An 11,809-nucleotide genomic window follows, 5' to 3' on the forward strand; every position below is an offset into this window, starting at 1 on the left:
TTATTTGCTCCGGGTCAAAACCTTTCGCCTTTGACCTTTTGCCTTTAACCTATCTATACAGGTCGTATATTTTTAAACGTAAAAACTTGTTAACCGCCAGGAAGGTACTAAAGGCCGATATGAAAACGCCTATACCTATCACACCTAAAAATACGATGCCAAATTCGGTATAATCCTGCAAAAATACCAGCTCGGGTACTTGCCTGTAAGCCAGGTAAAGTGACCCTATTAATATAATAATAGCGATAAGGCCACCCAGCAAACCGTGCCAGATACCATACAGCAAAAACGGCTTGCGAATAAATCCTTTGGTAGCCCCTACCAATTGCATTGATTTGATAAGGAAACGCTGCGAATAAATGGCCAGCCTAATGGTATTGTTGATAAGCGCGACAGACAAGATCACAAATATGCTGGCAAACGCCAATATAATTAAACTGATAGAAGTAAGGTTTTGGTTCATTTGGTCAACCAACGATTGCTGGTATTTTACCTCTTTAACCAGGGGGTTCTTCAGCAATTCGGCTTTAAATTTTTCGATGTCTTTATTGTTGGCATAATCTGCTTTAAGATAAACATCCAATGATTGCGACAGTGGGTTGTAACCTAAGAACTTTACAAAATCTTCGCCCAGGTCTTTTTGCAGATTGCGCGCAGCCAATTCTTTACCCACATACTGAGTTTGCTTAACCATAAGGTTGGCATCCAGCTGTTTTTGTAATTGCATTACATCGGTTTCGTGGGCGGCGTCATCAACAAAAATATTAAGCACTATATTTTCTTTTACATAGCGGCTAAGGTTGTTGGCGTGTACCAAAATCAAACCCAAAAGCCCTATCATTAACAACACCATAGCAATACCAAATACAGTAGAAATGTAAATGGTTTTTACTTTTTTTGACGATGCACTTGCTTCAAATTCTTCCATAGTTGAGATTTGAGACGTGAGATTTGAGATCTGAGATAAATAAAACAGCCTCGCGTTGAAGCTTGTCTCACATCTCATATCTCACATCTCACATCTGATATTACGTGCGAAATTAAGAAACACGCCTTAAAGGTAAAAGTTTATTGCTTATAAATATTGTTTAATAGCTTATTAGCAGATTAGTTTTAACATTTATTAACTTTTTTGTTGGAACCGTGATTAAACAGATTTATCGGAATCCGCGGATTTTGATTTACAAAGGAATCGCTAAATCTGCCAGATCCTATAAATCCTGGTTCAGACCAATAAACAATTAGTCGTTATTGCTTGTTATCCCATCATGACAAAGCCAGCAAATTCACCCGACAAACCATCACCTGCTGATACTCCTACCCACCGCCCCGATGATAACGGCGGCAAAAGCAAGGTAGCAAAGGAGGATAAGCAATACCATGCCGATGAACCGCATGGCGGCGATATTGCCAAAAAGCACGAAAGGGAAGAACAACCTGTTGAACCCATAAAAAAAGCGCCTAAAAATTAGGCGCTTTTTTTATGGGTTATTCTTTCTTTTTATTTACTGTAATGTTTAAATACCAGGTATGCAATTACCGCTATTGCTAAGCCAATTATAACAATATATATGGGCTTCGTTTTAGTTTGCTGCGTCTTAACGTTTACATTACCTGTACGTTTTAGTACGCCCCAGCCACTTAGTTCGCCTTTGAGGGCTTTGCGTAAAGACTTAAACAATACGTAATACATTAGCTGCCGCCACATAAAGCGCTGCGGGATAATGTAAATGAGCTTGCGGTAATCTTCCTTTTCCATACGGAAGGCGATGATGCCTACAATAAAGTCGATAACCACAAATGCTACATAGTATATAAGCATCTTCTCTGGCTTCTCGCCAAACAGGGCGAAGATCATCATCAGATCGGCCAGCGGCGAAAACAGTGGCAGGATGATCTGGAAGATGAGGATATTTGGCATACCCACCATCCCGAAGAATTTATACTTTTTGTTGAACAGCGCGTCGCGATTTTTGTAAAAGCTTTGCATTACTCCAAAGCTCCAGCGGAAACGCTGTTTCAGCAGCATATCTACTGTTTCCGGTGCCTCGGTATAGGCGATAGCTTCGGCGCAGTTTTTTATGATGTAGCCTTGTTTAAGTATGCGCATAGTAAGGTCGCAATCCTCGGCAAGGGTATCATAAGTAAACCCTCCGGCACGGAAAATGGCCGATTTCCGGAACGCACCGATAGCTCCCGGCACCACGGTTATGCTGTTGATCAAATCAAAAGCACGGCGGTCCATATTTTGGGCGGTGATGTATTCTATTGACTGCCAGCGGGTGATGATATTGGTTTCGTTACCCACCTTTACGGTACCTGCCACGGCGCCTATTTCCTCATCGGTAAAGTACGTCATGAGGTGATAAATGGCATCTGTTTTAAGCTGGGTATCGGCATCAATACAAACTACAAAATCGCTTTGGGCGTGGGTAATACCAAAATTAAGTGCCGATGCCTTGCCTCCGTTTGGCTTGGTTAATATTTTAACCAGCGGATTATCGGCGTAAGCGGCGCTAACTACCTCAAAGGTTTTATCTTTCGATCCGTCATCTACAAATATGATCTCGAATACCGGGTACTCGGTTTTTAACAAACTCTGGATGGTTGCAACGGCATTCACCTCCTCGTTATAGGCAGGCACAATGATACTTACCGGCGGCAGCGGAATATTATCGCCACGCAGTTTCACCATTTTTTTATTCTCTTTATTTTGCCTTACCGCAAGTATGCCTATCAATACAATACGCCCAACAGCCAGGAAAATAGCCGACAAGAATATGTACACCAAAATCCAATTCACGTAATAGTAACCATGTATAAACACATTGTACAGTGGCCCAAATATTCCGCTATGGTCGTCCTTAATGGGCGGCATCAAATCGTCTTTGGTTTTATCGAGTATATCGGCAATGGTGGTAAACTGGTAGCCATGTGCTTTAAAATAATGAATAATTGCCGGCAATGCCTTTACAGTTTCTTCACGGGTATCGCCTCCGGCATCGTGCAGCAATATCATTGATCCGTTATCCTTTTGCCTTATGGTGCGGGCAATAATACTATCGGCAATTACACCAGGTTGCCAATCCCAAGGGTCTATAGATTCACCTATGGTGATGTAGCTTTGCCTGCGGCTTTCGGCTACCGGGATAACCTCGGCCAGGGTTTGTGGCTCGGCATCGGCATTAAATGGCGGACGGAACAGGATGGTACTGCGCCCCGTTACCGCCTCTATAAGCTTACGGGTGGCATTAAGTTCCAGTATTACGCGCTTAAGGCTTATAGTTGATATATCCGGGTGGAAGAAGGTGTGGTTACCAATTTCATAACCCGCTTCATATTCGCGCCTTAACAGCTGAATATTTTTCTCGGCCATGGAGCCTACCACGAAAAACGCTGCCGGTACATTTTCCTTTTTAAGGATATCTATGATCCGCGGCGTATAATCAGGGTCTGGACCGTCATCAAAAGTTAAAACGATCTTCTTAGGCTTATACCCATACCTGCGGATCACGTACTTGGTAGGCAGTTTAATATAATGCTGATCGGCAATCATAAAATCGCCGGTTTTGCTGTTGGTATCTATTTTAACCGCTATTTCGCCAGTGGCGGGAGTGGTAATAAGGTCAAGCACCTCGCCATCGCCATCATAATCAACGTTAACGCGGTTATTTAAGCCTACACTGGTTAATTTGCGCATATCAACCCCTGTTTTGCGCAGAGAATCAATAGAAAGATTTTTTTGGAAGAACGACCATAACCGTGGATCCTCGGTGCCTAAGCGCCAAAGGGCAACGCCGCCTGTGGCCCAGTCATCGGCCATGCGGATAACGTTAAAATTGGTGGCCGCATCTGTAAAATATACGGTATGGTCAAGGCTATCCTTATCCATATAGGTGTAACGCAAATTGGCCGACATAGGATCAAAAGTGATCTTACTTTGTTTTTCCTCTGCTGTACTAATAGCCTGCTGATAGCCAATTGGCTTGCCTACACTACTTTCGCGCCAGTCATAAGCGCCGCCTGCAAAGGTTAAAATGATCTTTTCGCTCGGCACTTTTGAACATACATCATCCAATATCTGCTCAACCCAGTGCTGATTACTCAGGTCGCCGGCATTACTTTGTTCATTATGCTCATCAATGGCCATAATAAACAGAAAATCGTTAACATGCTGCAGCCTCACAATATCATACGCCTCGTCCTCGGGCACTACGTTTTGTGTAACCAGGAAGTGTTTTGCGTTTAAGGTTGCATAAAGTTCGTTTTGGAAAGCCACATAGCTGGCGCTGTTCCTGTCCTTTATCTCATCCAGATCTACGTTGATACCCTTGAACTTATATTTAGTGAGCGAGTTTACTATACTGTTTATAAAACCGGTACGTAATTTTTTATTTTTAAATATACGTTCAACATCTTTGCTATCGTACCCACCAGTAGTATTATTGACGTTAACATAGTTTGAAAGCGTAACTAAGATGGGCTTTTTATATTTTTTATTGAGGTTCATTAACCCCGTATCAATTTTGGTAACAACGGTATCAATGCCGGGCAATACAGAAAAACCTTCGCTCACCACCATATCCAGATGCTTGATGTTCACTACCAGCGAATTGTAGGCCTGCGGCTCCCAGGGGCGATAAAAACCCGCGTTTATCCTGTCGTTATTGTTGGGTTGTTTTAGCTGGTGCAAACGCCTTGCCCGCTCCATGCTTTCAATTTCGGATTTCTGAATACGGAAGTATTTGTATTTAGTTGACCGTTTAAGTTGCTCCAACTCCTCTTTCGACATCTTTTTTGGGGCAGGATCAAGGTTGGGAAGATCAGGGTAGTAGGTAGATTTTATAGTAACTATTACGGCAACGATACCAATAATGAGCACGATAAGTAAAACACGGCTAAGCCATTTAAACTTATTCCATCTACCCGGTGAATCGGCCTGAAAAACTTGCTTGTTTGAAGACATTAAGTGAGGTTACTTCTGGTTAAAAGTATGGCTAACATATGAAGATTTAATGAATGGTAACCGTTAATTACTTGCGCGCTTTTGGGGCATCAACGCCCGAAAAATCGACCCCACATTTACAATTACCACCGCATCCTTTTTTTGCCGTAAGGCTTTTATACATCATACGGCCGATGTAAAATATTGCAGCAGCAAATAAAACTATTATAATGATGGCTTGAATATTCATGTTGCAAAAATACTACATTTTTAATATATACGTACAGACACTTTTATTAGTATAAAGTTTAACGTGGCATAAGGGCAATTGTTCCGCCTACCCAGTCAAAATCTTTGTTATAACGCACCCCTATCATTTTACCTCGACTAAGCCGGGCCAGGTTTATGGCCAGCGTAGGTTGCGCATCACCATCGGGCCATAAATACAACAGGCGGATCTCGGCTTTTACACCGCCATCAGGGGCCTCCACAAAGGGTTCGTAATTAACCTTTTGCTGCAATATCCAGTTCTCGGGATCTTTTATACTGCGAATATCATCCACAGTAACATCAATAATCACCCCTTGCCCGGCAAAGGAAAACAGTGGTTTAAGCACATAATTTTCCAGGTCGGCAGGCAAGTATTCTATCTGGTGCAGGAATTGTGTTTGGGGAATATAGTCGCCGCTTAAAAATGGCATGGTGAATTTGCTTACGCGATAAAACCAGTTAGGGTGCGTTATCCACTCCATATCAAGCGGCTGGCGTATATCAACCACCTTATCAAAAATGGCATTATCCCCATCAATTTCATCAAATATCAGGCGGTTATAAATACGCTTAATAAGTTTCAGTTCTCCATCGGCTTCATAAAAAAGTTGGTTGCCCCGTTGCTTCAGATCGTTTAACGAAACTACCGGAATACCCAGGTATTTTTGGGTGATGTAAAAATCAACAGCCGTTTTTTGTTCGGGCGCATTCACATCCATCAGCACCACTTCTTCGGGTTTATTATCGCCAATTATGGTTTTCCGCAGCAGATCAAGATAACCGGCTTTATCCAGGTTATTAAAATAGACGGTCTGATCGTCGCCAATACCAAATACATCTTTATAAGCATCGCCCATTAATACCTGAAAACCATATAACGACGGAAAGCCCTGCAGCTCTATAAGTTTTGGCACAATGTTGCCGGCATCATCCTTACAAACCCCAAAATCAAGCGCTATAAAATGCGGATGGTCGTTTTCATTGGCAACCCGCCATTTAGCCGGGATGGCGCGTTCAGTAAGTTCCTTAAAGCCGGGCTGCAAAATGGCATCAACAATGGCGTTACCGGCATCTATCAGCTTATCCCTGAAATCAGCAGTCAAAAAAACAGGTGTTTCAGCAACCCGAAACTGCACCGGGCCATGCAGGTTGTTATCAAGCTGTTTTAAAAACTGCTGGTATTTTTCGTTGGTAAAATTTTGGTTAAAGGATTTCCTGGCTGACGGGTTCATATTCCATTTGTTGTTGTAAACTTTTTAGTTGGGGAGTGATAACAATGGTGACTCTGCACACTGTTAGACTCACCCAGTCGGCACTTCGTGCGGCGACCCTCTCTTCAGCTTCGCTGGAAAGAGGGTAAAACCATTTTCGACTTAATTCATAATCTTACATATCACTCACTTGCGCTCGTTTGTAACGAGTGCTTAACACGATTGCATCGCGACGAAGCGTTGTAAACGCAAAAACACTTTAAGCACTCGTTACAAACGAGCGCAAGGAATATCAAATCCTGCTATCCCTCTTTCCAGCGAAGCTGAAGAGCGGGTGGCCGAGCGCAGCGATGGTCGGGTGAGTAAACCCTTCGGTTAACTCTATAAACAAACTTAACTAATTTAGTTTCAATTTTATCCTTTATCCAAAAGTCCATTGTCCTTGCTCCTACTTAACTAATTTAGTTTATCCATCCCCCAAAAACCTTTCGCCTTTAACCTTTTACCTTTCACCTCCAAATTCTGCATAATATTTCATTAATTTGCTTCGTCAATTAAAACCTGGCAATTCTATTTAATGTTAAAGCAAAAGAAAAAGATCACAGTAGTTGGCGGTGGGAGCTGGGCTACAGCCAATATTAAAATGCTGGCCGATAACGTTACCGAGAAGGAAATTTTTTGGTGGATGCGTAACGAGCAGGCTGTTGAACATCTGCACAAATTTAATCATAACCCGCATTACCTGAGTTCGGTGGAGATAAAGCTACCGCCAGAAAATATATCAACTAATCTTAAAGCACTTATACAGCAAGCCGATATTGTATTGCTTAATGTACCTGCCGCGTTTTTAAAGGAGGCATTTGCAGGCATTACCCCTGCCGACCTTGCCGGTAAAAAAGTGGTATCGGCCATTAAAGGTATAGTGCCGGATGAAAACCAGATCATAGGCGAATTTTTGAACCAGCACTACGGCATATCATTCAATGATTTTATAGTGATAAGCGGGCCATGCCATGCCGAGGAGGTTGCTCTGGAAAAACTCTCCTACTTAACTATTGCCTCTGGCGACCTGGAGCTTGCCGCTGAATTTGCCGGTATGATTAATACCCGCTACATAAAAACCAACGTATCTGACGATATATACGGTACCGAGTACGGCGCTGTACTTAAAAACGTATATGCCATTGCCAGCGGCATCTGCCACGGCGTAGGCTATGGCGATAACTTCCAGGCGGTGCTTATTTCAAACGCCATACGCGAGCTGGAGCGATTTGTTGACGCGGTACATCCTATAAATCGTGATATTAAGGAGTCAGCCTACCTGGGCGATCTGCTGGTTACCGCTTACTCGCAGTTTAGCCGTAACCGTACGTTTGGTAATATGATAGGCAAGGGCTATACGGTAACATCGGCCCAGTTAGAGATGAATATGATTGCCGAGGGGTATTATGCAGTAAATTGCCTACAACAGGTTAACAAACAGTACAAGGTGAATATGCCCGTTTGCGATGCCGTTTACGCTATTTTATACCAAAAACGGTCGCCGGTGATAGAAATGCGCAACTTGGCAGAAAAATTGAGTTAGTACCATAACATACTAATTTAAAAACACTGTTATGAAAAATTTATTCAAAATAGCCATGTTTGCGGCCGGATCATTCATGATATCGCAAACCAGCTTTGCGCAAACCCACAAGGATTCAACCCTTGGTCATAAAATAGGCAATACCGCAAAAAAGGTTGGCCATAAAACATCAGAGATTGCTGCTAAAGGCGCCGCTGGTGTGGTTGATAAAAAGTACGATGGCAAGGTAGCACCCGGTGGGCAAACCATTTACATTGATAAAAACTCGTACTACTATTACATAAACAAAAAAGGCCACAAGGTTTATGTTAAAAAATCATTACTGGTTGACAAGCCCGCAACCTAATATTTAGTAAATTTAACCTGCCGGCAAGGCTTGTACGTTAAAACCCACCTGTCATGAAAAAATATCCTTTAGTACTGCCATGCGCTATTTGTGCATTGATCTTGTTTGCTTTTGCATGTACCACCAGCCAACCCAATAAAAAACTGGAAGGTAAATGGACATCAAAAGATGGTGAAACTAAACTGGTTATTACCGATAAGAAATTTACTACCGATGACGGGCAGCCGGTTACTGAGGATTATTTTGTGAATAAGGATACCATTTGTACATCGTACGAAGGCAGCAGGCCATATACCAAGTTTGTGATAAAAGCGCTTGATGAGCACAAGCTCACGCTTTTATATCCTGATTCGGATGTAGTGGAATTTGCCCGATAAAACAAAAGCCTTCACTGCTGGCGGCAGATGAAGGCTTTGTTAACAAAACTAAACTAAAACTAATGCTTCTTACCAAGGAAGCGCATGAAAACTATCTTTTAGTAACGAGTATTTAGTATCAGGTACCAAGATTGATTTAGCTGTGTTGCTATTGTCTTGCTACTTGATACTAAAACTTGCTACTTTATTAGAATCTTCTTCTACGTTCGGGACGTTCTTCGCGGGGTTTTCCGGAGAAATCACGGAAACCACCGCTACGACGGTCGCCACCAGAACTATTTCTGTCGCCACCACGGTAACCACCGCCACCTTCACGGCGTTCGCCGCCACGGTAACCGCCGCCGCCTTCACGACGATCGCCACCACGACTGCCACCACCTTCACGACGATCGCTGGTACCCTCGCCAGATACTTCTATCCTTACAGGACGACCTTTAAATTCGGCACCTGCAAAACCTGCAGATACTTTTTCAACGTCTTCGTTTGGTACTTCAAAGAAAGAGTAAACACCCTTAACATCTATTTTACCAACGGTGCGGCCGCTAATTTTTGATTGGTTGCAAATGTAACCTAACAAATCGCCACGGTTAAACTCATCAACAGAACCTAAGTTTATAAATAAACGGGTATAAGCCGATGGACCGCTTGGGGCACCACGTTCGCCACGCTCACCACGGTCATCAAACCTGTCACGTGAACGACCTTCTTCAACATTTGCGTTAAGATCTGGTGCGTTTTTGTAGTAATCAAGGAAACGGTTAAATTCAATTGAAGCAAAACGTTTAATGAAATCCTCTTTGCTAAAATCTTTAAATTCTTCAAGAATGCGTGGCAGGTATTGCTCAATTTGCTCTTCGTTAACCTGTACATTATGTACTTTGTGAACAATAGAGAATAATTGTTTTTCGCAAACATCAAAACCCGTAGGAATTTCGGCTTTAACAAACTTTTTACCTATAACGCGTTCAATCTGGCGTATTTTGCCTAATTCCTTAGCGTTAACAATAGCTATTGATACACCTGTTTTACCGGCACGGGCTGTACGGCCGCTACGGTGGGTGTAATTTTCAACTTCGTCTGGCAGACTGTAGTTAATAACGTGTGTTACATCATTAACATCAATACCACGTGCAGCAACGTCTGTAGCAATTAACAGCTGCAGGTTACGCTCGCGGTAACGTTTCATTACCTTGTCGCGTTGTTGCTGTGACAAATCGCCGTGTAAAGAATCGGCATTGTAACCGTCTTTTATAAGGGCTTCTGCAATATCCTGTGTTTCAATTTTGGTACGGCAAAATACAATACCAAAAATATCGGGGTTAAAATCAACAATGCGTTTAAAAGCAGCATACTTATCACGGGCACGTACTATATAGTACTCGTGCTCAATGTTAACATTACCTGTGTTTTTTTCGCCCATGGTAAGTTCAAACGGGTTATCCATGTACTTTTTCGCTATACGGCGAACTTCAGCAGGCATGGTAGCCGAGAATAACCATGTTTTTTTCTCATCGGGCGTGGTAGATAGGATATTATCAATGTCTTCCTGAAAGCCCATATTGAGCATTTCATCAGCTTCATCCAATACTACATATTTTACCTTCGAGAAATCAATAGCCTTACGGTTAATGATATCAAGCATACGACCTGGCGTTGCAACTACGATTTGTACGCCGCGTTTGATCTGGCGTAACTGATCCATAATGCTTGCTCCTCCATAAACGGCAACAACGTGTACGTTGTCCATTTTTTTGGAGTAATTTTTAATGTCGTTTGTAATTTGTAAGCAAAGCTCACGTGTTGGGCATAAAATAAGTGCCTGTGGATGATTTTGTTCAAAATCCAATAGCTCTAATAATGGCAAGCCAAAGGCAGCAGTTTTACCGGTCCCGGTTTGGGCTAATCCGACAAAATCGTTGCTGCCTGTTAACAATACCGGAATTGACTGTTCCTGGATTGGCGTTGGGTTTTCAAACCCTAACTCAGAGATGGCATTAACAATATCATGACGGATTCCCAGATTAATAAATGGGTTCATGAATTAAAATAACGAATTTGGCAACATCGCCAAATCGGGCGCAAAGATAGGAATTATATTTGGCAAAAGCAATGCCTTCGGCAGATTATTTTAAACAGTCAACCTTTTGAAAATTTGATAGTTACGTAAACAGCAGCAACCCGGCCGTTAACCTATTTGAAATTCGCTTTGGAGGTCAGTTTTTTTTATGTAGGTTTAAAGCCATAAAATCGTAACAGAAATGAATGATCTTGAAATATATTTTAAGAATAATACAGAACGGGTAATATATAAATGGGCTCATTATTTTGATGTTTATGAAAGGCATTTTGCCAAATACCGCGGCAAAGAAATAGTGATCCTGGAAATAGGCACCCTGCATGGCGGCAGCCTGCAAATGTGGAAGAGCTACTTTGGCGATAAAGCTAAAATTTACGGCATAGATATTAACCCAAACTGCAAAGCGGTTGAAGAAGAGAATATTAAGATCCTGATAGGTTCACAAACCGACCGTAATTTCCTGCAAACAGTAAAGCGGGAGATTCCCCCTATTGATATTTTAATTGACGATGGCGGCCATACCATGCTGCAGCAAATAATATCATACGAGGAGTTGTTTAGCCATGTAAAGCCTGATGGCGTTTACCTGTGTGAAGATATCCATACCTCTTACTGGTTAAAATACGGCGGCGGCCATAAAAGGCAGGGCACCTTTATTGAGTACTCAAAAAACTTTATTGATCAGCTAAACGCTTATCACTCGGTTGAAAATTCATTAAAGGTTAATGATTTTACCCGGTCAGTAAACTCGCTGCATTATTATGATTCGATAGTAGTGATAGAGAAACGGCCAACTCCGCAGCCCACTTCTTCAAAAACAGGCACCATTACCACTCCATTTATGAACCTGGAAGCGCACGGCTTAGCCAAGGTTAAAAAGAACGCTAATTATCGCCTGAAACATATTTGGAATGTAACCACTGCATTTTTCAAACTTCCGTTTAAAAAGGGAAGCTTTGATTATTCATAGGCAATTTATATTTACAGAAAAGCCCATC

General features: G+C 42.2%; 10 protein-coding genes. 5 read left to right on the forward strand and 5 right to left on the reverse strand.

Annotation, left to right across the window (positions count from 1 at the left end; genetic code table 11):
- Positions 1–49: 49 nt before the first annotated feature.
- On the reverse strand, positions 50–928 hold the full coding sequence (locus BLS59_RS15260) for a cell division protein FtsX (RefSeq protein ID WP_091150148.1): 879 nt from the start codon (positions 926–928) through the stop codon (positions 50–52).
- Positions 929–1,268: 340 nt separating this feature from the next.
- On the opposite strand from BLS59_RS15260, the gene BLS59_RS15265 reads away from it, so the two are divergent.
- Positions 1,269–1,472, forward strand: a complete 204-nt coding sequence (locus BLS59_RS15265) for a hypothetical protein (RefSeq protein ID WP_091150149.1) — start codon at positions 1,269–1,271, stop codon at positions 1,470–1,472.
- A gap of 29 nt (positions 1,473–1,501) precedes the next feature.
- Here BLS59_RS15265 and BLS59_RS15270 read toward each other — a convergent pair whose 3' ends face one another.
- The 3 genes from BLS59_RS15270 to BLS59_RS15280 form a co-directional block, all read right to left on the reverse strand.
- Positions 1,502–4,966 (reverse strand): trifunctional glycoside hydrolase family 18/polysaccharide deacetylase/glycosyltransferase family 2 protein, encoded by a 3,465-nt coding sequence (locus BLS59_RS15270; protein WP_091150150.1) that lies wholly within the window; start codon positions 4,964–4,966, stop codon positions 1,502–1,504.
- A 67-nt stretch (positions 4,967–5,033) separates the two neighbouring features.
- Positions 5,034–5,195: a FeoB-associated Cys-rich membrane protein gene (locus tag BLS59_RS32500; protein WP_091150151.1), complete on the reverse strand. Its 162-nt coding sequence runs from the start codon at positions 5,193–5,195 to the stop codon at positions 5,034–5,036.
- A 58-nt stretch (positions 5,196–5,253) separates the two neighbouring features.
- Complete coding sequence (locus tag BLS59_RS15280; protein ID WP_091150152.1) at positions 5,254–6,447, reverse strand: hypothetical protein; 1,194 nt, start codon at positions 6,445–6,447, stop codon at positions 5,254–5,256.
- Positions 6,448–7,003: 556 nt separating this feature from the next.
- On the opposite strand from BLS59_RS15280, the gene BLS59_RS15285 reads away from it, so the two are divergent.
- The 3 genes from BLS59_RS15285 to BLS59_RS15295 are packed head-to-tail and all read left to right on the forward strand — an operon-like array spanning position 7,004 to position 8,734.
- Positions 7,004–8,011 (forward strand): NAD(P)H-dependent glycerol-3-phosphate dehydrogenase, encoded by a 1,008-nt coding sequence (locus BLS59_RS15285; RefSeq protein ID WP_091150153.1) that lies wholly within the window; start codon positions 7,004–7,006, stop codon positions 8,009–8,011.
- A gap of 31 nt (positions 8,012–8,042) precedes the next feature.
- Complete coding sequence (locus tag BLS59_RS15290) at positions 8,043–8,357, forward strand: hypothetical protein (protein ID WP_091150154.1); 315 nt, start codon at positions 8,043–8,045, stop codon at positions 8,355–8,357.
- Positions 8,358–8,410: 53 nt separating this feature from the next.
- Positions 8,411–8,734 carry a hypothetical protein gene (locus BLS59_RS15295; protein WP_091150155.1) on the forward strand — a complete coding sequence of 108 codons (324 nt, stop codon included), beginning with the start codon at positions 8,411–8,413 and terminating at the stop codon, positions 8,732–8,734.
- A 187-nt stretch (positions 8,735–8,921) separates the two neighbouring features.
- Here BLS59_RS15295 and BLS59_RS15300 read toward each other — a convergent pair whose 3' ends face one another.
- Positions 8,922–10,772, reverse strand: a complete 1,851-nt coding sequence (locus tag BLS59_RS15300; protein WP_091150156.1) for a DEAD/DEAH box helicase — start codon at positions 10,770–10,772, stop codon at positions 8,922–8,924.
- 220 nt (positions 10,773–10,992) lie between these two features.
- Between BLS59_RS15300 and BLS59_RS15305 the strand changes: the two genes are divergently transcribed.
- Positions 10,993–11,781, forward strand: a complete 789-nt coding sequence (locus tag BLS59_RS15305) for a class I SAM-dependent methyltransferase (RefSeq protein WP_091150157.1) — start codon at positions 10,993–10,995, stop codon at positions 11,779–11,781.
- The last annotated feature ends 28 nt before the right edge of the window (positions 11,782–11,809 follow it).

It is taken from the genome of Mucilaginibacter pineti, assembly GCF_900101875.1.
GTDB classification, from domain to species: Bacteria; Bacteroidota; Bacteroidia; order Sphingobacteriales; family Sphingobacteriaceae; genus Mucilaginibacter; species Mucilaginibacter pineti.

Coding starts and splice junctions, on each gene's coding strand:
- BLS59_RS15260 (WP_091150148.1), bottom strand. CDS start 928: ATGGAAGAATTTGAAGCAAGTGCATCGTCAAAAAAAGTAAAAACCATT.
- BLS59_RS15265 (WP_091150149.1), top strand. CDS start 1,269: ATGACAAAGCCAGCAAATTCACCCGACAAACCATCACCTGCTGATACT.
- BLS59_RS15270 (WP_091150150.1), bottom strand. CDS start 4,966: ATGTCTTCAAACAAGCAAGTTTTTCAGGCCGATTCACCGGGTAGATGG.
- BLS59_RS32500 (WP_091150151.1), bottom strand. CDS start 5,195: ATGAATATTCAAGCCATCATTATAATAGTTTTATTTGCTGCTGCAATA.
- BLS59_RS15280 (WP_091150152.1), bottom strand. CDS start 6,447: ATGAACCCGTCAGCCAGGAAATCCTTTAACCAAAATTTTACCAACGAA.
- BLS59_RS15285 (WP_091150153.1), top strand. CDS start 7,004: ATGTTAAAGCAAAAGAAAAAGATCACAGTAGTTGGCGGTGGGAGCTGG.
- BLS59_RS15290 (WP_091150154.1), top strand. CDS start 8,043: ATGAAAAATTTATTCAAAATAGCCATGTTTGCGGCCGGATCATTCATG.
- BLS59_RS15295 (WP_091150155.1), top strand. CDS start 8,411: ATGAAAAAATATCCTTTAGTACTGCCATGCGCTATTTGTGCATTGATC.
- BLS59_RS15300 (WP_091150156.1), bottom strand. CDS start 10,772: ATGAACCCATTTATTAATCTGGGAATCCGTCATGATATTGTTAATGCC.
- BLS59_RS15305 (WP_091150157.1), top strand. CDS start 10,993: ATGAATGATCTTGAAATATATTTTAAGAATAATACAGAACGGGTAATA.